Here is a 20,911-nt window from a genome sequence, read left to right as displayed (position 1 = left end):
CAATTTTCACCAATAGATCATTCCAGCAGTGAAGTGGATAGTATATACGGATTTGGATGGGACTCTTCTGGATTTTCGTAATTATTCCTATAAAACAACTCAAAATTCGGTTGAGCTACTTTTGAAAAAAGAGATTCCTGTGATTTTCTGTTCTTCCAAAACAAGAGTAGAACAGGAAGTTTATCGTAAAGCTTTACAGCTGGATTTTCCTTTTATCGTGGAAAATGGTAGTGCCATCATCATTCCCAAATACTTTTTTGATTTTGAGCTTGACAATCAGGATTTTCTTAAACCTTATAAAATCTCTCAATTAGGTGGGTACACCACTATTGTTTTGGGTGAGAGTTTTGAGAAGATCAGGTCAATTATTGCATTCTCAAGAGCTGAAACTGAAGCACAAGTGTGTGGTTATCAAGACCTTTCAATACAAGAAATTATGGATTTGACTGGTCTTGATGAGGCTTTTGCCAAACGAGCAGCCAGTCGCGATTTTTCTGAGACATTGTTGAAAGGCGTAAACGGCTCTTCAAGTTGTATTGCATTTCTACAAAAACTAGAAGATCATAATTTACAATGCGTTTCAGGAGGCAAGTTTCACACAGTCATGGGGAAGGGAAGTGATAAAGGTCTGGCAGTGAACATTTTAAATAAGCTACTTGAACTTAAATATGGTAAAATTACAACGGTGGGCTTGGGAGATTCTGCCAATGATTTACCATTGCTCAAAGCTGTTGATCATCCATTTTTAGTACAGAAACCTTCCGGAAAATGGCAGGAAATTGCTGATTTATACGTTCAAAAAGTAAATGCAATCGGACCTGAAGGGTGGAACCTTGCCATTCAGTCTATCTTTGCTTAATTATCCTCCGTATACATTAAGTAATGCTTTTAGCTCTTCCAGAGAGTTTGCATCTTCAGCTTTTTTGTCATGTCTCCATCTCAACATACGAGGAAACCTTAACGCTACACCGGATTTATGCCGGTTAGACTGCTGAATTCCCTCAAATGCAATTTCAAAAACGAGTTCAGGTTTTACAGAGCGCACAGGGCCAAACCTTTCCCGGGTATTTTTTTTAATGAAGTTGTCCACCTGACGAAATTCTGCATCTGTTAAACCAGAATAAGCTTTGGTAAAAGGGACAAGCTTAGCTTCATCCTCTGTAAAGTCCCAGACTGCAAAGGTATAATCTGTATATAAGCCTGCTCTGCGACCTGCGCCCCGTTGCGCATTGATCAGCACTCCATCTATGGTAAGAGGATCAACTTTCCATTTCCACCAATCCCCTTTTTTTCTCCCTACCTGGTAGGTTGAATGCCTATGTTTAAGCATAAAACCTTCGGCAAAATAATCGCGAGATTGCTCTCTCAGAGATTTAAGTTGAGCTTTATCATTGGTTTCTACAAGTGGGGAGAGTTGAAAAAACTTTAAGGTATCCCTGAGTTTATGGTGAAGATCTTCTAAAATGGCTCTTCTTTCAGCTAGAGGTTTTTCCCTTATGTCTTTCCCTTCCCATTCTAGCAGGTCATAGGATCTGATAATTACCGGTGCATTCTTTAAAATAGCTTTACTGAGGTTTTTTCTACTTATGCGGGTCTGTAAAGCAGCAAAATTTAAGAGTTCGCCATTTTTATACGGAAGTATTTCTCCATCAATGACAGTACCGTCAGGCAAGAAATCCTTAAAAGAGTGCAGTTCAGGAAATTTCTCGGTTAATAGTTCTTCACCTCTGGACCAGATGAACAGTTTGCCTTTTCTGACGATACATTGAGAACGGATGCCATCCCATTTCCATTCTATTTGCCAGTCATTGATATCTTTTATCTCTTCAAAATCTTTTGTTTCCAGCGCATGAGCCAAAAAAAAGGGATAGGGTCTGGAAAGGAAATCTTCTTTGTTTTCCTCAACGATCAAACTATTGTAGCTGGTAGTGTTTGGATTCCAGTTACCCATCAAACGATGGGCGACTACGGTTTTATCAATATCTTGAACTTCTGAGATTGCACGAATTACATTGTTTTGAGACACACCTATTCGGAATCCACTGGTCATAAGTTTGTTAAAAACAAATTTCTCAGCTTTGGTCATTTTTTTCCAGGCAGAAGTGATTAGTGCTTTCTTTTCTTCGTCGCTAGCGCTTTCCAGGTTTTGTAAGTATTCAATCCAGTAAGAAAGACCTTTATCCTGCTGCTGCTGAGCTTCGGGTAATAATAGAGACATAGTCTCTGCCAAATCACCTACATTGGAATAAGACTCCTCAAACAACCAGTATGGGATATTTGCCAGTTCGGTTGTCCATTCTTTTAAAAAGGAGGTTCTGACCTGTTTTTTTGGGCGTTTGTGAGTAAATAGGGCAATGGTCCAAAGTTTATCTTTATCAGGCGCTTGTTCAAAGTATTGCTTGAGCAGTGCTATCTTGTTATTGTTCTTATTTGTCTGGTCTAAGGCGGTGAATAGTTCAGCAAAATCTTTCAAGCTTATAAAATTTGGTTATTTCTACCTCAACCTTGAAACTACAATATGGTTATGTAATTGTGCATCAAGCATTCTTCAAACTTTGCATTCTCATCTTGATGGCAGAGATCATTAATACTTAAGCTAATATCATTTTGACTTGAAGTAAACTTCAAACTTTTAAAAATCTATCCTACATGGTCCTAGAAAACTCAACATTATTACAGATTAGCAAAATAATTATTTGGAATTGCTCAAAAGATGACTTTACGAACAAATTTACAAAATTGGAGTATAGTGATATTTTAGCCTGACAAAACGAAGTGCTAATCTCAATAAAATTGCTATGCTTAATATATTGTATATGAAGGGATTATATAAACTCTTTTAATTGTTCTCTTTAAGAAATAACCAGTAGGAAAGAAGCATATATCTTGGAATACTTATAAATTTGATAGAAATAAAAACTTATCACATTGTATCAAAATCAACTGTATGTAATAAAATTCATAAAATAAAAAGGTAATGTACAATTGATTTGCTGAATATTTGTGCTGTATGCATGGTATACATTCATAGCCATATAGGCCCAGGTACCTTTTAAAATTGCTGATGAAAATATTCGGCTCAACCATAAAGTACATTATTTTAATCAGTTTGATTTCATCTGCTTGCAATCGGGGGATGATCTGTCCTGCATTTCAGAGCAGCTTCATACTGAATGATAGTATTCGTGACATTACTTTCTCTGTATTGGGGCCTGATTCGCTTCCTAAAGAATATCTGACGGCAAAAAACCGCTTTGGCATGATTGAAAGTGTTTCTTATCGCCAAAAGAAAGGTGAACTGAAAACCATAGAGATGGTCACCATTTACGACCCCATGTTTCCGGTGGACAGTGCCCTCTCAATACCAAAATATCAAGAAGATTCTCTAAAATTCGCTGATCCTCAGCTCAGTAGTGCAGCTAGTAAATAGAATTTAGGTCAACGAAGTTTAATTCATTATTTTCACAGAGTGAATTGTGAAAAAAAAAGCCACTCAATTTGAGTGGCTTTGATTTTGATCCTAAATCCTTGCTTTTCAGTGCTTTAGGAGTGTGGGCCCTGCTGGGCTCGAACCAGCGGCCACCTGATTATGAGTCAGGTGCTCTAACCAACTGAGCTAAGGGCCCTACCGAGATTTATATGCCTCTCGGCGTATTGGAACGCAAAAATAGATATTCTCTTTAATAACACAAATTTTTGACTTCAAAGTTTATTCTCATCATACTGAGTAATCAAACTTTTAGTATTGATAGCACCCTTTCTCAATATTTACACTTCTTCCTTTTTTTATTAGCTTTAGCTTTTTCTACTATGTTCTCTACCTAATCTAAATTGTTAATGAAAAAGCATCCTGATAAAGCCTCTCGCAGAAAATTCATCAAAAAGCTGGGAAGCTCTGCGGCTCTTGTAGCAGGTGGATCGTCTGTATTTGCAGCTGATCATTCTTTTCAAATTCTAAAGCGAAGAAAGGCTACGCCCGCAAACGATCGTATTAATATTGCCTGCATAGGTATGGGCTTGATGGGTTTTGGAGATGTGAATACCGCTTTGACCCAAAACGGAGTAGAATTTATTGCGGCAGCCGATTGCTATCAGGGGCATATCACCAAAATTAAAGAAGTGTATGGTAATCAGGTGAAGACTACCATGAACTATCATGAAATTTTGGATAATCCTGATGTTGATGCAGTGATTATTGCCACTCCTGACCATTGGCATGACCGTATGTCTATTGAAGCAATGAAAAAAGGTAAAGCAGTATACTGTGAAAAACCCATGGTGCAGGAAATCAATGAAGGTCATGAAGTAATCAAAGTACATCAGCAAACTAAAGTGCCTTTTCAGGTAGGAAGTCAATGGGCCAATTCTATTGTGATGCAAAAAGCTAAAGAACTGTTTGAGGCAGGTGAAATTGGCGAACTTAATTTTGTGGAAGTATACACTGACAGGTTTGATGTCCGGGGTGCCTGGCAATACTCTATTCCTCCTGACGCTTCTACCCAAACCTGTGATTGGGATATGTTTGAAGGAGATGCTACCGACATACCATTTGATCCGGTGCGATTTTTCCGATGGAGAAATTATCAGGCGTATGGGACTGGTATGGCAGGAGATCTTTTTGTACACCTATTTACCCGCCTGCATACAATTACTGGTTCACATGGTCCGAACAGAATCTACGCTACTGGCGGGCTCAGGTACTGGGAAGATGGCAGAGACGTTGCTGACGTTATGCTGGGATTATTTGATTATCCGGAAACTAATAATCATCCTGCTTTTAATATGTCACTTCGGGTAAATTTCGTGGATGGCTCAGGAGGTGGAGATCAAACCCGATTGGTAGGGAATGAGGGTGAAATGGTCTTAGGGGGAAACAGCGTAACCATCAGAAGAAAGAAACTACCTAAAGCACCGGGATTTGGAGGCTGGGATACTTACGAAACTTTTCCTGAAGCCACCCAGGAAGCTTTCAAAAAGAAGTATTATGAGAAATATGGAAATGAAAAAGCGGAAATGATTCCTCCCGGAGAGATGACCTATCGTGCACCAGATGGTTATAATATGCGTGAAGATCATTTTGCAGACTGGTTCAATTCAATACGTAAAGGAGGTCAGCCGATTGAAGATCCGATATTCGGTTTGAGAGCTGCAGGTCCGGCACTTGCTTCAAATATCAGTTTGTATGAAAACAAGATCGTAAACTGGGACCCGGAGAAGATGCAAATTGTTTCAGCATAACATATAGTACCTCAATTAATCTCTTCAAAAAGTATAATCATAGATAATTATGAAATCAAAATATCTAGCAAGCATTGCGCTTTCATGTTCAATGCTATATGCATGCCAGCAATCAAGCCAGGAGAATGCTGAATCCAATGAGGTAAATTCTGAGCCTGTTGCGCAGGAAAGTACTGAACAATGGATCATGTTGTTTGATGGAAATGATGTTAGCCACTGGAGAAATTACAATGAAGATGGGTTTAACTGGGATGTGGTAAATGGTGAATTGACCACCGACGGTAGCAGTGGTGACATTATCACCAAAGATACTTATGAGAATTATATTCTGGAGTTTGACTGGAAAATAGAAAAAGGGGGAAACAGCGGGGTAATTTATAATGTGGTAGAAGATGAGAAGTACGGTAGCACATATGAAACCGGCCCTGAGTACCAGTTGATTGATGCAGAAAACTATAAAGAGGTGCATGATTATGAACTGGAAGATGCTCAGGTAACTGCCGCAAATTATGCACTCCATGTGCCTACCAGCCAGCCTACCAAGCCAGCCGGAGAGTACAATCATTCCAAAATTGTGGTCAATAATGGAAAAGTAGAGCACTGGCTTAATGGTGAGAAAGTTGTTGATTATGAGTTATGGACACCCGAGTGGGAAGAGAAGGTAGCGCAAACTAAGTTTAAGGATATGCCTGACTACGGAAAAGCTAAATCCGGACACATTGCATTGCAAGGTCATGGCGATGCAGTTTGGTTTAAAGAAATCAAGATTAAAAAGCTCTGATGACTAGAGTTATCTTATTACTCTTATGGGTAAGTGCGGGATTATTTTCCTGCACTTCCCAAAACGCTTCAGCTGATGAAGAGGCTATCCTTGCCATCATGGACAATCAGGTGAAATGCTGGAATGAAGGGGATCTTGACTGCTTTATGGAAGGTTACTTACAGTCTGATTCGCTGATGTTTATCGGTAAGAATGGTATCACCTATGGTTATCAAAATACCCTGGACCGTTACCACCATAGTTATCCCGACAGAGAGGCAATGGGAGAACTAAGTTTTCAGATTTTACATTTGAACCGCCTTTCCCCTGAATACTATGCTATGATCGGCCAATGGAACCTCAACCGAAGTACAGATAATCTTCAGGGATATTTCAGCTTACTTTTCCAAAAAATAAATGGCAAATGGGTAATCATCAAAGACCACTCCAGCTAATATGCCTGTCTCTGCTTTTCTTCTTCACTTATGCCTGCGCTGACTCAAGCACTAAGCGTGAAAGTAATGCTGAGCTGATAACTCAGGATTCGCTACCGGAATTGTTAAATGAAGTACTGGATGCGCACGGTGGACTTGAAAGGTGGCGTGAAATGCAGCTGCTAGAATTTGATCTGTATTCGGATACTACCTTTGTAGATCATCAGCTTGTTGATCTGGAAAACCGTAAAGTATTGATTAGTAATGATCTATACACTATTGGGTATAATGGAGATGAGGTTTGGTTTACTGGTAAGGAAAGCGAATTTCCAGGAGGATCTGCCCGTTTTTATCATAATCTCCAGTTTTATTTCTTCGCCCTGCCTTTCGTATTCGCTGATCCGGGAGTGGTACATGAAGTATTGGAACCCCGGACATTTCAGGGAAAGGCATATGAGGTTATGCGGTTTACCTATGAAAGTGAAGTTGGGGATTCTCCTGAAGATGAATATATCATTTATATAAATCCTGATAATAAACGGATGGAATTACTGCTTTATACGGTTACCTATTTTACTGGTGAAGATGCTGATGGTTATGGCGCAAGGTTATATTCACAATGGCAGCAGGTAAATGGTTTGCGGGTTCCCCTGACAAGCGAACGTTACAATTGGGAAAATGACTCACTGGGTGAATTTCGTTATGCTTCAGGTTACAAAAATGTAATATTGGAGGAAAGAGAACCTGATCAGGCAAAGTTTCTTGCTCCTACCAAAGCAAGTATCTCAGACTAAAGTTTCTGATAATCCAGTAGCCATGAGATTCCATCCAGTAACATAGGCGCTCCTGCACTGGTATGGGTTTCAGGTTCGGTAAGCTCAGTGAACTCGGGTTGCTGGCTTCCCATTCCTTCAATTGTCTCAAAAAAGCTTCTGCTATTTTCAATGGATATGACGGAATCTCGGGTAGCATGGTAAATATGCAATGGACTCTGCACTTCCCAGGGGATAATACTATTTTCGTTCAACGCTTCATTAAAATTTCCATTGGAAGATGTTCTAAGTTCTTCTAGAAAATCAGGCTGAAACAATTGTTCTAGATTACTGCTGAGCCTCCCTTTGATTTGTCCTAAAGTTAGATTGCCGTCAAAGGCTGTTGAGATAAATTCAGCATATTCCTCCTGAAAATACTGATCAAAACCTCCTTCAAAATCATAGTACTTGTGATAACTATAGACCAAAAAAGCTATGTTCTGCGGAGCATCGTACAATTGCTGTTGAAATATCTGTTCTCGCATGGCCTGTAAGTCAAAAGTAGCTCCACCTGCGGCAGTAGCTGCTACTTCCCAGCCTTCCAGAGCTTGCTCACTTTCAAAATATCTGAGCGTGGCCACTGCATTATAGCCTCCCTGTGAATAACCAATCAGGCTGATTTCTTTTCGGTAAGCCTGCTCTAGCTCAGCAAGAAGTTCCTCAACCGCTCTTACCATATCCACACTATTTTCACTTACTGCTTCGCGCACCAGAAAGGGGTGGGGAAGAGATGATGAGCTTCCGAAACCGATGTAATCAGGAATGACAGTGATATAACCTAATGCGCCAAAAAGCTCAACTCCACTTTGCAGATTACCATCAAAGCTGCTTGGCGCTTCATTCTGGCTACTGATAGAAGGGTGAAAGCCTAAGAGAAATGGAAAGTCAGTGGTTTTTGATCCCATTGGGATACAGACTATACCAGAAGTAGTCGTTGCATTATCTTTGTATTCCGACTGAAAGGTGATCTTATAAATTTCAGAATTATACGCAATGGCAGCGCGGTCAAAAGTAGGGCTGAACAGTTGAGCAAGTCCCCTTAGTGTATTAGCTTCAATGTTGCCTATCTTTTCAAAGTCAACAAGGTACTCCCTTTCATTAACTTCCGAAATAGGTTCATTCTCTTCACAGGCAAGGAGAAAGAAAACTAAGAGTAGCCAGGAAAACTGTATCCAAATTCTGTTATACGCTCTTTTTTGCCTCATTGATGATCTGAATTAAATGTTATGGGTGGACGATAAATGTACTAAAACTCAAAATAGAGAAAAAAGCTGAATAAAAGTGAAAGCTAACGGTAAGGCTAAGTAAAACAAAAAAAGAGGGTCTTATACCCTCTTAATATTCTTTATACAGCTTGCATTAATAAGCTCCGATTTCTCTGCGAAAGCCTTCCATCTCAATTTGCTGGTCTTTGATAAACGAACTTTGACGGGCAGCAACACCTGAAAAGATTCCATATTCAATAAAGTACAGGGCTTCTTTGAGTCTGGCTTCTTCAGGATCGCCCAAATCATGGGTAAGATCGTCAATCACATAAGCATCGGCCTGAATACCATCATAATATTCTCCTATGCCCTGGTCATTCAGTATTTTGAAAATGATAGGGTTGATTGCATAGCCTCCAAACTTAAAAGGAGCACTTCCAACCGGCTTACCATAAGTATCATCTCCAATTAATGTAACATCAATAAAAGGACGAAGACCGTTGATCAGCAATTCACTTGCCGAAGCAGAAGCACTGGAAGTTATAAAGATCACATGGTCAAGATCAAGGGGAATTTCAGGTGCTACAAATCCTTCCTGTTCATTATATTCATCTGCTTTGTCAGCGTTAAACTGATATTCCATAAAGTTGCGCCCAATAGCCTGACTTCCCAATATGTTGCTGGCCATCCAACTGGCAATGTTTACCCTTCCTCCGCCATTATAACGAAGGTCAATAATCATTTCATCAATATCAGCATCCTTAAACTTTTGAAAAGAGGCTCTCAACTCTTCTTCAGAGGTAGCCAGGAAGCTGTTGAAAGCCAGGTAGCCCACCTCTTTTTGGTTGAGTTGGATAATCTGGTCCTTGAGTACTGTATTGATGCCTATAGTGGTTTTGGTTACAGTCTCGGAAACTGTAGAACCATCGGTACGGATAATCTCAAAGTTATGCGAAGAGCCTTCCAAAGCCTGGTTCAGTGCACCGTCTTCCCGTAAGTCTCTTACGAGTTTTCCATTGATTTTATTGATGATCCAGGAACGTTGTACACCGGCTCTGCCAAAAGGCGAGTCATTGTACACGAATGCCACCCTCAGGTTACCGTCATCATCAAAAGCCATTCTGAAACCATAGCCTTCGTATTCACCCTGCTCAAAATAGGCATCATACTCTTCCTCTTTTTCTATGTAAGACCATTTGTCCAGGGGAGAATACTTCAAAGCATTCATCAGCTCGTTAGCTGATTCAAAATCTGCCAGATCTACGTCAGGAAGCTGATCGTTCCAGAGATACCATTCCTGCATGATATCATATACTTCCTGATTTAAAGCATTAATTTCTTCTAGTTCTTCTGCACTTTGTGCATTCTGTACTTCCCGTTCCTGCAAAGGTTCATCATCTTCACAGGCGGTGAAGAAGAGCACAGGAAAAGCAAGTAATATTAACCAATATCTATTCATACAACGATTGTTTTAAACTAACTTCTTGAACTACAATTTTTTACTCAACACAAACCTTTACATTTGGATTCACTCCTTGCATGTCAAAGAAAAAAAAATTGTTATATCCATAACGTTATTTTGACGACATATTGTTGATCATTTGCGTAACCAATGTTTAACCAATTAGGTTATCAAATTATTATATTAACCTTTTTTTTACATAGTTTATGCTCAGACTACCTTCTTACCTGAAATTTTTTGTTGTAATGCTCAGCCTGATCATGATTTTCTTTGTCTTGATCGTCGGACGAGCACTTTTTGTGCCCCTTTTGGTAGCACTGATTTTTGCTTTTATTCTCCAGCCCTTATGTGGTAAGCTGGAAAGCTGGAAGCTGCCCCGTGGGCTGAGTGCGATAGTCTCAATTATCGCAATCTTCGCAGTATTATTCTTTACTTTTTACTTCATTTCCTATCAGGTAAGGTCTATTACTGATGATTTGTCGGAAATAGGACAAAAGTTTGAAGGCTTTGTAGACCGTGGACACGACTGGCTGGAGGTTAATTTTGGCGTGGAAGAAAGTGAGCAGACCGCTTATCTGAAAGACTCTATCAATGATTTTGTGAAGAGCAGTACTTCTATCCTGAGTTCCACGCTTTCAGCTACCGCTGATTTTTTTACTTCTTTTGTACTCATCTTCATTGCTTTGTTTTTTCTCCTGTATTACCGGAGTTTCTTTGTAGAATTTTTGTACAAAGCCTTTTCCCAAAGGCATCATGAAAAGCTGAGAGTTACCATCTATAAAGTTTCTACAGTGGTACGTGCCTATGTACTTGGCTTATTTACCGTAATACTCATTCTGGCAGTGCTCAATACGACCGGCTTAATGCTCATCGGGATAGAACATGCCATGTTCTTTGGTTTACTGGCGGCTATGCTGACTATCATTCCCTACATCGGGGTATTTATTGGCTCTATACTGCCTATTCTCTTTGCCTTCCTTACCAAAGATTCTCTGATGTATCCATTGGGGGTAGCATTGATGTTCTGGGGTGTACAGTTTCTGGAAGGTAATTTTATCACGCCCAATATTGTCGGTAATAAAGTGTCTCTTAACCCTTTTGCGGTGATTGTTGCGCTATATATAGGAGGGATGGTTTGGGGGGCTATCGGTATGATCATGGCCATACCCGTTGTTGCAGCGCTTAAAGTGATTTTTGATGTGATAGATCCGCTGAAGCCCTACGGATTCCTGCTGGGTTATCCTAAAAACGAAGAAGAGGACTCGGACACTAACAAAGTAGAGGAGGTCATAGATAAGATCAAGGAGAAAGTATGAAGTAGAATGACTGTATGAGAGTAGAATAGGGGAAGAAGGTCATTAACAAAATACAATTCATGATACTGTATTTTAATCTTCTCAGACTTAGCTTCAAGCTTCTGCTAATAGGAAAAGTATGCGCTCATGCTAACGATCATCAATAACAATCAGTGTCCTCTGGCGACAGTTCCACCGCGGGTGACGTTGAAGGGGGGAGTAAGACTTGCAGAAGTAATACAGTAAATATGTATTTGGTTTTCATTATTGAAATTTTCAGGGAGTGATTTCAAATAATAAGAGGTAAGCATGCGGTGTATTGTGTTTGAAGCTTGTTCAATTAGCTTATTTGATATCGGTGATCTTCAGTACACCATTGATATCCTCAACTTTTACCTTAGGCTGATAAGAGCTTCCAAGATATTCCTTTCCGTCTCGGATGTTTAAGAACTTGAGACAAACGCTCCAATGATTATCTTTTTTCTCCACATTAAAAGCTTTGACTTTATCAGGCATCTCCTGACTTCTTAGCCAATAATAATGATAAAAGAATCCACATTTTTCATCGTATTCATAGCCTTCTGCTTTTTGAAAATCCTCCCAGTCTACTGTTGACAAAAACTGTGAACACTCTGCTACTCTTAGTCTTTCCTTTTCAATAAACTTTTGGGAAATAGTCCCTAAATCCTCCAGCTTATCTACATAGTTTTCTAGTGTAAGTCTGCTTTTCCCGTCTTTACCCTCAACCACCTGTACCAAACTTGAGGCATATGATTCTTTAGATCTGCTGTCAAAATCTTTCAGGTATTCTATGTACCAATCGTGGAAAGAGGTAGCTACTTCTTTGATTTCTTCTTCACTGAAATTTTTTTCCTGGGGATCACTGATATTGTAAATCCCTCCACAAAGTATGATAAAAGCTAAAATCATATTTCTCTAATTTAAACGCGCCCAACATTGTTACAGCAGATGGTAAGGACTTTACAAAGTATAACACCTACTGGCGGTTATGTTCAATTTTTAAGTTGTTTTTCCGGATAATTCAAGGTTAATAAATGGACTGCCATGAGAAACAATTCACTTTGTGATTCAATGTTGAACCAATCATGATATTTTAAAAGTATGCCATTCATTGCAGGGGTATATAGGCCAGTAATTTTAAAAGGCTCTCCATAATGATTTAGCTTTTCATGATGATCCTTCAGGTCAATCAGAAACTTTGCAAATCTTCCTTCAGGGTTGAGGCAAATGCTTTGAAGAAAAATAGAACTATCCTTTTTATAAAATCTTTCATATTCGCAGATTCTCCAAATGTCTTCAAAAATATCAGCATCTAAACTTTCCAACAACTGTAGTTCACCTGTTTGTGATAATGGTATTTGTGCATCTTCGTTTGCTTTTAGATCATTGAATTGGTTGAAAAACTTATTGTAACAAGCCAATTGGGTATCATCACAATTTTTGGTTATTCCCTCATTCACAAATTGAATAAGTTTATGTAATTCTAAGATCTCTTTAGGTGTGTAATAGTCTTCAAGTGCAACTGACCTGGGTTGAGCCATGCTATAAGAAAGAGCAATCCAGCATAATATCAACGTGTTAATTGTTTTTATCATGGGCAATCACCTTAAGGTTAGCGCAGACGCAGATGCTTATACAAGAGCATCAATCATCCAATTTAGGCACGTATCTGAGTTCTGTTAAGTCAATATTTCTTTTCAGATATAACGCTTCTTCACTCAATTCAAACGTAAAACCCATCCCTCCCCCAATTCCTATCCACATTTGATTGGTTGGGTCTAACGCCCTATCAATGAATTCATAATTACCTTTGAGTCCATCGGGTCCGTAAGGCTTATTGCATTCTATTTCATCATTGCAGGGAGACAAATCACTTTGATTAACCCATAAATGACCTCCATCATTGTAGAAAATTTGGGAATAAATACAGCCACAGGTATCAATCTCATAGCTTTGCTTTCTATCCTTATGGCTGATAAGGACCCACTCTTTTGATGAATCCCCTGATAACAATTTATGTACGCTGTCTTTCACATCAATCGTCAAAAAGCTTGTATCCTGATTCCCTTGGTTAGAAGCTATCAACTTAAGTACGTATACTCCTTTTTTAGCATAGGTATGCACAGATATTGAATCCGAACTCATGGTGCCATCTCCAAAATCCCATTGAATGTCAGTAGCATTGCTGGAGAGATTAACTACGGCAAAACCACCTCCAGCATAAATTCCCCCTTCGCTCTTTGAAATGTCAAAGGATGCTGAAACTTCAGGATACTCAATCGCTTCTTCACAAGCAATCAAAGCTAAGATTACTAATAACCAAACATGTTTCATTTTTATAAATAGAAGTGTATTTGTGGAACTTGAGCCAAGGATTCTACTAAATTAATTTGTTGTTTATGAGAATATGTTTTTGGTATACGGCGGAGGATTTATAGCTAATGATTGAATAGCATTGATATCCTTAAGCAGCCATGTCACTATCTGTTCATATGATTAGAAGTTAATCTTCCATTTAAGTTTTAGAAGCCAAGAGCGTGATCTCTTAAAGGAGTGCTTGCCTATAATAGAGACAAGTGTTTGCACACATAGTAAAGTAAATTATTATTTTACTATTTTTTATTCAGATGATCATTTTTATTTATTAAGTATCACCTAATACGTATTTCAGGTAATCTGAAGGGGGAATTGCAAATACCTCAAAAAGAAAAAAACTAATATGACTCATTTAACCATTCATAGACCGTCTAATAAGTGTATATACTGTTTAATGCCTGTTCTTTTTGCTTAGCCAAAAAAGAAAGCCTTGAATACCTGCTGAATAATCAATGTGTTAGATTATCCATGGCAGATACGCGTCATATAGCAAAGTCGGTATCTGCTTTTTGCGATTCCATAACACAAGGCTGAGTTGATAGAGCATTTTATCCAAGGAAAATGTACTTCAACCTCATGGTCACTACACTTTTTCATAGGGAGATGTCCCACATTCGGCTGTACACCACGCATATTCCAGAGAATATGTGCCAGCTTGTCAGTAAAATAACGTTTCTCCCTGGGTTGAAGGGCTTCAAACGCCATGATATAGCACTTCTCCCTGCGAATTAGTGAAGTGGACGTAAGGTTGTGTTATTTTTTCGTAGGGAGATGTGTAGTGTCCGGGTGAATGCATAACATCTCTCTGTTTTTTTTGCTACGTTTTCTGCCAAAGTGGCACAAAATCAGTCTTTTATGCATGCTATCGTCAAAACCTACATGCGCAAGGATAGCCGCATCTGACATTGTATTGCTCTGATGGCCTTCTCTTATCTTCGTCAGGCTTAAACCACACATAATATGAAATATAATTCCATCACAGACGTATTCGCCAAGGCGAAAACCTATCTGCAAAATGCCAATGCCCAGCCCGATATCCTTAAGTCTCTTGGTCAGCATGGGTTTACCCCCAAGCGCATGCAGGAAGGGGATACCTTACTGAACAATGCCGTACTGCTGCACACTCAGAAAATACAGAAGTATGGGGAGAAATCATCACTTGCGGCCCAACTAAAAGATAATGAGCAGCAGGCCCGGGAAATTTTTCTGGATCACGTAGCGATTGTGAAGTTTGTTTTTCGCAAAGACGCAATTACGCTGGCGCAATTCAATGTGGATAAGGTGTCTAACAGAATCAACAGCTGGCCGATGCAGGCAAACTATTTCTACACCAAAGCCGGAGAACACATAGCACAGCTGAGCCAGCACGGACTAACTGCCGAAGAGCTTGCCCAGGGGCAGGCTATGGTAGAGGCGGTGACCCATGCCCGTAACCAGCGCATACTCAGCAAGGGAGAAGCTGAAGAGACTACCCGCCTGAGAGATATGTCGGTAAAAGCACTCAAAGCCTGGATGAGTGAGTTCCGCACCATCGCCAAACTCGCCCTTAAAGACAGCCCTCAGCTACTGGAATCCCTCGGCATAGCCGTCAGGACACAGAAAGTTTGAGGAAGCAGGAAGACAGAAGCTGGAAGTCAGAAGTGGGAAGCAGGAAGTTGTCTTCGGTCTCCCGTCTCCCGACTCCGGTCTTTCATCTCCCATCATCCAACTTCCCTACTTCCCTCTTCTTCTCCCTCTAAAATTCCTCAGCACACGTGCTATTTAGGTCAAAGCTTGGTATGTTTGTTTTGCACCTAACGCTATGCACATGAATGAAGCTAAACCAGCCAAGCCAACTACTTCAGATGACAACAAGCCTTATATAGGAGCCGAGCAAAAACTTCCCGAATTAACCATCAAAGCCGTCTTACTCGGCGCGGGTCTATCAATAATCTTATCAGCAGCCAATGCTTATTTCGGTTTATTTGCCGGACTCACCGTTTCGGCCTCCATACCTGCCGCAGTGATCTCCATGGCAGTGCTGCGCCTGTTTAAGAACTCTAACATTCTGGAAAATAACCTGGTGCAAACCGCCGCTTCCGCTGGTGAATCCATCGCAGCTGGGGTTATTTTTACCATTCCTGCCCTCATCATCATGGGCTATTGGGAAGAATTTAACTATTGGGAGACTACCCTCATCGCCATGACCGGTGGTATACTGGGTGTCCTCTTTACCATCCCCCTCCGCCAGGCCTTGATTGTAAAAGAAGGCCTGAAATTTCCCGAAGGGGTGGCTACCTCTGAGGTATTGAAAACCGGTGAGACTGGTGGACAGTCAGTGAAGTACCTGGTTTGGGGAGCGCTGGTTGGAGGCATCTTCAAATTGAGCGAATCTGCCCTGAATCTGTGGAACGGCCTTTTTGAGCAGGCAGCACTGCTTAACAACCGCATTTATCTCTATATGGGAATTAATCTTTCTCCCGCATTGGTAGCCGTAGGCTATATTGTAGGGTTGAACATTGCCTTCCTGGTCTTCCTTGGCGGAGCCATAAGCTGGTACATTGCCATCCCTGCCTACATCGCTACCCTGGGACCGCCCGAAGGAGCCACTGATCCCGAGCAAATGGGCATCATGGTCTGGAGTAGCCAGATACGTTACCTCGGTGTAGGCGCGATGATCGTAGGAGGCTTATGGGCGTTGATCAGTCTTAAAGACTCACTGGGCACTGCTTTCAAGTCAGGCATTGAAGCCTTCAAGCAGGGGAGCAGTAATTTCAAGGATCAGTTGCGTACTGAGATGGACACGCCCATGTCGTGGGTGATTATTGCCATAGGAGTGATGATTGTTCCGGTTTTTGCCATCTACCTGCGTGAAATACATGACGTGGGCATCACCGGACTCATGGCCCTGATCATGGTGGTGGCTGGTTTTCTCTTCTCAGCGGTTGCCGGCTATATGGCGGGCTTGGTGGGTAGCTCCAATAATCCGATTTCAGGTGTTACCATTGCTACTATACTGGCTTCGGCTTTGCTCTTGCTCTTTTTGATGGGCGCCAGCGAACCTGCCCGGGGCGCTGCAGCGGCTATCCTGATAGGCGCAGTGGTCTGTTGTGCTGCCGCCATCGCAGGAGATAATATGCAGGACTTAAAAGCAGGCTATATCCTGGGAGCAACGCCCTATAAGCAGCAGATTATGCAGGTGGTGGGCGTAGTTGCAGGAGCATTGGTCATTGCACCGGTACTCAATTACCTTTTGATCGGCTATGGTATAGGAGCACCTACGCCCGAACAGCCGGAGGCGCTGGCAGCACCACAGGCGACCCTGATGCAGAGTGTGGCATCGGGTATTTTTGGAGGCGGATTGCCCTGGGATATGGTTTCTATAGGGGCTGTCATCGCCGTAGCCATCATCATCTTTGATCAGTACCTGAAAAGAAACAATTCAGAGTTCAGAATGCCGGTGCTGGCGGTGGCAGTAGGCTTATACCTTCCTTTGGAACTGGATACCTCCATCTTTATCGGCGGACTGATTGCCTGGGCGGTAAATCGCTATATGGCAAAGCAGGGTAATGCTGATACAAAACATGCTGAAGCCAGAGATAAAGCCTCCAATGCCGGTTTATTGCTGGCTTCCGGGCTCATTACCGGAGAAGCACTCATGGGAATTTTTATCGCCATTGGCATAGTGGCTATTGATCTTTCTTCACTCAGAGTATTTGAGAACCCTCCCGGAGGAAGTTATACCGGTCTGGCGATTTTTCTTATTGTGGTAGCTGGCTTATATTACCTGATCAGGAAAGTGTACCAGGAAAATATCAGAAAATAGAGGTCGTACATGTATGATCAGGGGTTTTAAATAATTTTGGATGCTGAAAAGAACCATTTTTGTTTGTTCATTTTTGTCTTGACACAAAAACGAACAGCGCGGCTGCCGCCAAAAAAGTCAATCTGGCTTTCAAAAAACTGGAAAATGCATATGAATATACTTTTATTAAAAAGTCTTGTATGGATGATATGCTGAAAGACTATGTAGAAGAGAAGCTCAGGGAAAAAATTGGGCAGGAGACAGAGATACAGGCGGTCAAAACCCTGGGGGGAGGCTGTATTAACCATGCCAGTCAGTTGCGAACCAATGAAGGTAACTTCTTTTTTAAGTGGAACGCACAGGGACCGGAGGATATGTTCCTGAGAGAAGCGGAATGTCTGGAGGCTTTGGCTGAAGCGAAGTCTGAACTGCGGATTCCTGAAGTATTTTTTGCCAGCGCACCCCAGGAAGGATTGCCCGCCATGCTGCTCACGGAATTTTTGGAGCCTTCCCAGAGTTCATCAACAGAGCAGGACGAGGTTTTGGGACGTGGTATCGCGCAGATTCATCAGTTTCAGCAGGATAAATATGGTTTTGCCCACGATAATTACTGTGGCGCTACTCCTCAGCATAATGACTGGCAGTCGGACTGGGTGATTTTCTTCCGTGACCAAAGGATAGGCGCATTACTGAAGATGATTGCGCGGAGCAGGGGACTTAGCGGTGAAGAAAACAAAGTGTATGATCAGCTTTTGCAAAACATGGAGCAGTGGATCAGCCATCAACCTGCGGCTTCCCTGAATCACGGGGATTTATGGTCGGGTAACTATATGTACTCCGCAGAGGGACCGGCACTGATTGATCCTGCCTGCTATTTTGCCGATCGTGAATTTGACCTTGCGATGATGGGCATGTTTGGTGGCTTTTCCTCTACCGTATGGGAGGCTTATCAGGAGGAATATCCGCTGCCTGCTGAATGGAAGGAAAGGTATGATCTATATATGCTGTATCATTATCTCAACCATTACCATCTCTTTGGCGGACATTACGGAAGTCAGGCGCTGGCGATAGCCCGAAGATATACCTAACAGACTATGAAAGCAGTAGCATTATTCATTATTATACTATTAATCAATATGGCTTGTCAACCTGCTAAAGACCGTGACAGCGCAAGTGTGGAGGATGTAAAAGAGATCGTCAACACTTTCGGTTACGATAAGGAGTTTCTGGAAAATAATCTGGATGATGTTATCATTCTCAAAGGAGAAAATGACAGTGCACAGATAATCATTGCCCCTCAATATCAGGGAAGGGTAATGAGCAGTACCTCAGGCGGTGAGGGTGGTCCAAGTTACGGCTGGATCAATTACGAGCTGATCTCCAGCGGAGAGTTGGTGGAACATATGAACCCCTTTGGTGGTGAAGATCGCTTCTGGATGGGCCCGGAAGGCGGACAGTACGCCATTTTCTTTCAGGAAGGGGATGATTTTGTCTTTGAAGACTGGCAAACGCCGGCCGCGATAGACACCGATGCTTTTGAAGTGTTGGAAAGCAGTCAGCGAAGGGCAGTTTTTAGCCATCAATTCGGCCTGAAGAACTACAGCGGGACAACTTTTAATGTCAAAGTGGATAGAGTCATCAGCTTACTCACAGCTAGTGAAGTGGAAAACGGTTTGGGAATCACTTTACCTTCCGGAGACCTGGAATATGTAGCCTTTTCCAGTGACAATAGTATCAGCAATCAGGGAGAAGAAGCCTGGACTAAGGAAGGAGGGCTGTTATCCATATGGATTTTGGGTATGTTCAAGCATTCCGCCACTACTACGATTGTGGTTCCCTACGATACAGCCAAGGGAGAAGAGGTACCCATCCTCAATGACAGCTATTTTGGTAAAGTACCCGAAGATAGGTTGAAGGTGGAAGATGGTTTTATCTTCTTCAAAGGTGATGGTGCCTATCGCAGTAAAATAGGCGTGTCGCCCCAGAGGGCAAAGCCCATAGTAGGCAGCTATGATGCTAAAAATAATGTGCTGACTATTGTAAAATTCAGTCTACCAGAAGGAGCAGAGGATTATGTGAACTCCATGTGGGAGGTACAAAACTTACCTTACGGAGGAGATGCGGTAAATGCTTACAACGATGGCCCGCTTCAAGGGGAAGAAGAGCAGCTGGGCCCCTTTTATGAGCTGGAAAGTTCCTCTCCGGCGGCGGCACTGGAGCCGGGAGCCTCCATGCAACATGTGCATTCAACCTTTCATTTCAGCGGTTCGGCTGCAACCTTAGAACAGGTGGCACGTGAAGTTTTAGGGATAAGCCTGGAAGAAATTAAAACAGCATTTTCTCGTCCCTGATGGATAATCTCAGAAAGAAGCATGAAGAAAATCTGGATTAGAATATACTCTACTTACGGATTGTTGATATTTGCAGGCGTTTTGATCTGCCTGTATCCGTTTTTTCTACTGATGATGATCAGAAAGTCCTGGCTGAAGTACGCTTTGTTCCTGAATCAGATCTGGGCAAGAGCATTTCTTACCCTTTCTTTCATTCCCCCTATACAGGAGTGGAGAACAAAGCTGAAACCGGGACAGAATTACCTGCTGGTGGGTAACCATAGCTCTTTTCTGGACATCGTGTTGATGGGCTATGTGCCCAAACCCTGTGTATTTGTAGGTAAGGTCTCGCTGGCAAAGGTGCCGATCTTCGGATATATGTTCAAAAAGCTACACATTACGGTGGATAGAAGAAATCCACGAAGCCGGTATCAGGTTTTGAAAAGAGGGGCGGAGGTATTGGAAAAAGGCTATAGCCTGGTGATGTTTCCCGAAGGAGGAATACGTTCTGATAATCCTCCCGAGCTGGCTACCTTTCGCAATGGGGCTTTTAAACTGGCGATTGAGAAAGGAGTACCGATCGTACCCGTAACCTATCCGCACAACTGGAAGATACAACCGGGCAATCATAAGATGCTGATGTATCCGCAGAGGCCAAGGATGATCATACACGAAGCCATTGAGACCAAGGATATGGACGTCAAAGACGCGAATGCCTTGAGAGATAGAGTTTTTCACACCATTCAGGAGGAACTTTCCAAATATTATCCGAATTTAGCACTTAAGCATGCCGAATCTTTTCATGAAAAGAATGCGGCTTCAAGAATATGATTTTTAGATTTGCGAAAACAAAAATAAAAAGTCTCCATGAAGATTGATCGTTCTACTGTACAGAAGATAGCCCACCTTGCCCGCCTGGAATTTGAACACGACGCCGAAGAAGAAATGATCAAGAGTATGAGCGAAATTCTGGACTGGGTAGACAAACTTAAAGAAGTGGATACCGAAGGGGTGGAGCCGCTTACCAGCATGTCGCACGAAGTGAATGTATGGCGGGAAGACGAAGTGAAAGACACCCTTTCACATGATAGAGGCTTGTCTCAGGCACCCAAACGTGATGAGGATTACATACGTGTCCCTAAGGTAATTGAGTAAATCATCACAATGTAATATTTTCTCCTTCTTTCCTTGTTT

General features: G+C 41.7%; 19 protein-coding genes and 1 tRNA gene. 13 read left to right on the top strand and 7 right to left on the bottom strand.

Annotated elements, in window-relative coordinates; translation table 11 throughout:
• Positions 1–28 precede the first annotated feature (28 nt).
• Complete coding sequence (locus WJR50_RS28755; protein WP_341296779.1) at positions 29–859, top strand: HAD-IIB family hydrolase; 831 nt, start codon at positions 29–31, stop codon at positions 857–859.
• Here the strand turns inward: WJR50_RS28755 and WJR50_RS28750 are convergent, their stop codons facing one another.
• Positions 860–2,473, bottom strand: a complete 1,614-nt coding sequence (locus tag WJR50_RS28750; RefSeq protein WP_341296778.1) for an ATP-dependent DNA ligase — start codon at positions 2,471–2,473, stop codon at positions 860–862.
• 663 nt (positions 2,474–3,136) lie between these two features.
• Between WJR50_RS28750 and WJR50_RS28745 the strand changes: the two genes are divergently transcribed.
• A complete protein-coding gene (locus tag WJR50_RS28745; protein ID WP_341296777.1) occupies positions 3,137–3,430 on the top strand; it encodes a hypothetical protein in 294 nt (97 codons plus the stop codon).
• 122 nt (positions 3,431–3,552) lie between these two features.
• Here the strand turns inward: WJR50_RS28745 and WJR50_RS28740 are convergent.
• Positions 3,553–3,626, bottom strand: a tRNA-Ile gene (locus tag WJR50_RS28740).
• A gap of 211 nt (positions 3,627–3,837) precedes the next feature.
• Between WJR50_RS28740 and WJR50_RS28735 the strand changes: the two genes are divergently transcribed.
• The 4 genes from WJR50_RS28735 to WJR50_RS28720 are packed head-to-tail and all read left to right on the top strand — an operon-like array spanning position 3,838 to position 7,226.
• On the top strand, positions 3,838–5,238 hold the full coding sequence (locus tag WJR50_RS28735) for a Gfo/Idh/MocA family protein (RefSeq protein ID WP_341296776.1): 1,401 nt from the start codon (positions 3,838–3,840) through the stop codon (positions 5,236–5,238).
• A 49-nt stretch (positions 5,239–5,287) separates the two neighbouring features.
• On the top strand, positions 5,288–6,019 hold the full coding sequence (locus WJR50_RS28730) for a 3-keto-disaccharide hydrolase (RefSeq protein ID WP_341296775.1): 732 nt from the start codon (positions 5,288–5,290) through the stop codon (positions 6,017–6,019).
• Complete coding sequence (locus WJR50_RS28725; protein WP_341296774.1) at positions 6,019–6,453, top strand: YybH family protein; 435 nt, start codon at positions 6,019–6,021, stop codon at positions 6,451–6,453. The genes WJR50_RS28730 and WJR50_RS28725 overlap by 1 nt, the downstream gene beginning before the upstream one ends.
• Complete coding sequence (locus tag WJR50_RS28720; RefSeq protein WP_341296773.1) at positions 6,423–7,226, top strand: DUF6503 family protein; 804 nt, start codon at positions 6,423–6,425, stop codon at positions 7,224–7,226. The genes WJR50_RS28725 and WJR50_RS28720 overlap by 31 nt, the downstream gene beginning before the upstream one ends.
• Here the strand turns inward: WJR50_RS28720 and WJR50_RS28715 are convergent.
• Together WJR50_RS28715 and WJR50_RS28710 are read right to left on the bottom strand one after the other, a co-directional pair.
• Positions 7,223–8,449: a lipase family protein gene (locus tag WJR50_RS28715; protein ID WP_341296772.1), complete on the bottom strand. Its 1,227-nt coding sequence runs from the start codon at positions 8,447–8,449 to the stop codon at positions 7,223–7,225. The genes WJR50_RS28720 and WJR50_RS28715 overlap by 4 nt on opposite strands.
• 154 nt (positions 8,450–8,603) lie before the next feature.
• On the bottom strand, positions 8,604–9,908 hold the full coding sequence (locus WJR50_RS28710; RefSeq protein ID WP_341296771.1) for a S41 family peptidase: 1,305 nt from the start codon (positions 9,906–9,908) through the stop codon (positions 8,604–8,606).
• A 209-nt stretch (positions 9,909–10,117) separates the two neighbouring features.
• Between WJR50_RS28710 and WJR50_RS28705 the strand changes: the two genes are divergently transcribed.
• The gene (locus WJR50_RS28705) at positions 10,118–11,227 is read left to right on the top strand and encodes an AI-2E family transporter (RefSeq protein WP_341296770.1); all 1,110 of its coding nucleotides are present in this window, start codon (positions 10,118–10,120) and stop codon (positions 11,225–11,227) included.
• Between the two features lie 324 nt (positions 11,228–11,551).
• Here WJR50_RS28705 and WJR50_RS28700 read toward each other — a convergent pair whose 3' ends face one another.
• The 3 genes from WJR50_RS28700 to WJR50_RS28690 all read right to left on the bottom strand — a co-directional run bounded on the left by WJR50_RS28700 (position 11,552) and on the right by WJR50_RS28690 (position 13,561).
• Positions 11,552–12,136 (bottom strand): hypothetical protein, encoded by a 585-nt coding sequence (locus WJR50_RS28700; RefSeq protein ID WP_341296769.1) that lies wholly within the window; start codon positions 12,134–12,136, stop codon positions 11,552–11,554.
• Positions 12,137–12,219: 83 nt separating this feature from the next.
• Positions 12,220–12,822, bottom strand: a complete 603-nt coding sequence (locus tag WJR50_RS28695; protein WP_341296768.1) for a hypothetical protein — start codon at positions 12,820–12,822, stop codon at positions 12,220–12,222.
• A 49-nt stretch (positions 12,823–12,871) separates the two neighbouring features.
• Positions 12,872–13,561 (bottom strand): PKD domain-containing protein, encoded by a 690-nt coding sequence (locus WJR50_RS28690; RefSeq protein WP_341296767.1) that lies wholly within the window; start codon positions 13,559–13,561, stop codon positions 12,872–12,874.
• Between the two features lie 1,002 nt (positions 13,562–14,563).
• On the opposite strand from WJR50_RS28690, the gene WJR50_RS28685 reads away from it, so the two are divergent.
• From WJR50_RS28685 to gatC, 6 genes are all read left to right on the top strand, one after another.
• A complete protein-coding gene (locus tag WJR50_RS28685) occupies positions 14,564–15,211 on the top strand; it encodes a PQLLE family protein (protein ID WP_341296766.1) in 648 nt (215 codons plus the stop codon).
• A gap of 199 nt (positions 15,212–15,410) precedes the next feature.
• On the top strand, positions 15,411–17,408 hold the full coding sequence (locus WJR50_RS28680) for an OPT family oligopeptide transporter (protein WP_341296765.1): 1,998 nt from the start codon (positions 15,411–15,413) through the stop codon (positions 17,406–17,408).
• A 179-nt stretch (positions 17,409–17,587) separates the two neighbouring features.
• Positions 17,588–18,475, top strand: coding sequence for a fructosamine kinase family protein (locus tag WJR50_RS28675; RefSeq protein WP_341296764.1), 888 nt, complete (start codon positions 17,588–17,590; stop codon positions 18,473–18,475).
• A 6-nt stretch (positions 18,476–18,481) separates the two neighbouring features.
• Positions 18,482–19,738 carry a DUF6786 family protein gene (locus WJR50_RS28670; RefSeq protein ID WP_341296763.1) on the top strand — a complete coding sequence of 419 codons (1,257 nt, stop codon included), beginning with the start codon at positions 18,482–18,484 and terminating at the stop codon, positions 19,736–19,738.
• Positions 19,739–19,759: 21 nt separating this feature from the next.
• The gene (locus WJR50_RS28665) at positions 19,760–20,548 is read left to right on the top strand and encodes a lysophospholipid acyltransferase family protein (protein WP_341296762.1); all 789 of its coding nucleotides are present in this window, start codon (positions 19,760–19,762) and stop codon (positions 20,546–20,548) included.
• A 36-nt stretch (positions 20,549–20,584) separates the two neighbouring features.
• Complete coding sequence (gene gatC / locus WJR50_RS28660; RefSeq protein WP_341296761.1) at positions 20,585–20,872, top strand: Asp-tRNA(Asn)/Glu-tRNA(Gln) amidotransferase subunit GatC; 288 nt, start codon at positions 20,585–20,587, stop codon at positions 20,870–20,872.
• Positions 20,873–20,911: the final 39 nt, after the last annotated feature.

It is taken from the genome of Catalinimonas locisalis (genome assembly GCF_038039535.1).
Lineage (GTDB): Bacteria > Bacteroidota > Bacteroidia > Cytophagales > Cyclobacteriaceae > Catalinimonas.
This window is presented reverse-complemented; position numbering and strand designations above follow the sequence as displayed.

What these genes read in the sequence shown, in the direction of transcription:
- WJR50_RS28695 (WP_341296768.1), bottom strand. Translation starts at nt 12,822, where the DNA reads ATGATAAAAACAATTAACACGTTGATATTATGCTGGATTGCTCTTTCT.
- WJR50_RS28705 (WP_341296770.1), top strand. Translation starts at nt 10,118, where the DNA reads ATGCTCAGACTACCTTCTTACCTGAAATTTTTTGTTGTAATGCTCAGC.
- WJR50_RS28685 (WP_341296766.1), top strand. Translation starts at nt 14,564, where the DNA reads ATGAAATATAATTCCATCACAGACGTATTCGCCAAGGCGAAAACCTAT.
- gatC (WP_341296761.1), top strand. Translation starts at nt 20,585, where the DNA reads ATGAAGATTGATCGTTCTACTGTACAGAAGATAGCCCACCTTGCCCGC.
- WJR50_RS28675 (WP_341296764.1), top strand. Translation starts at nt 17,588, where the DNA reads ATGGATGATATGCTGAAAGACTATGTAGAAGAGAAGCTCAGGGAAAAA.
- WJR50_RS28745 (WP_341296777.1), top strand. Translation starts at nt 3,137, where the DNA reads ATGATCTGTCCTGCATTTCAGAGCAGCTTCATACTGAATGATAGTATT.
- WJR50_RS28670 (WP_341296763.1), top strand. Translation starts at nt 18,482, where the DNA reads ATGAAAGCAGTAGCATTATTCATTATTATACTATTAATCAATATGGCT.
- WJR50_RS28725 (WP_341296774.1), top strand. Translation starts at nt 6,019, where the DNA reads ATGACTAGAGTTATCTTATTACTCTTATGGGTAAGTGCGGGATTATTT.
- WJR50_RS28710 (WP_341296771.1), bottom strand. Translation starts at nt 9,908, where the DNA reads ATGAATAGATATTGGTTAATATTACTTGCTTTTCCTGTGCTCTTCTTC.
- WJR50_RS28730 (WP_341296775.1), top strand. Translation starts at nt 5,288, where the DNA reads ATGAAATCAAAATATCTAGCAAGCATTGCGCTTTCATGTTCAATGCTA.
- WJR50_RS28720 (WP_341296773.1), top strand. Translation starts at nt 6,423, where the DNA reads ATGGGTAATCATCAAAGACCACTCCAGCTAATATGCCTGTCTCTGCTT.
- WJR50_RS28715 (WP_341296772.1), bottom strand. Translation starts at nt 8,449, where the DNA reads ATGAGGCAAAAAAGAGCGTATAACAGAATTTGGATACAGTTTTCCTGG.
- WJR50_RS28700 (WP_341296769.1), bottom strand. Translation starts at nt 12,136, where the DNA reads ATGATTTTAGCTTTTATCATACTTTGTGGAGGGATTTACAATATCAGT.
- WJR50_RS28665 (WP_341296762.1), top strand. Translation starts at nt 19,760, where the DNA reads ATGAAGAAAATCTGGATTAGAATATACTCTACTTACGGATTGTTGATA.
- WJR50_RS28690 (WP_341296767.1), bottom strand. Translation starts at nt 13,561, where the DNA reads ATGAAACATGTTTGGTTATTAGTAATCTTAGCTTTGATTGCTTGTGAA.
- WJR50_RS28735 (WP_341296776.1), top strand. Translation starts at nt 3,838, where the DNA reads ATGAAAAAGCATCCTGATAAAGCCTCTCGCAGAAAATTCATCAAAAAG.
- WJR50_RS28680 (WP_341296765.1), top strand. Translation starts at nt 15,411, where the DNA reads ATGAATGAAGCTAAACCAGCCAAGCCAACTACTTCAGATGACAACAAG.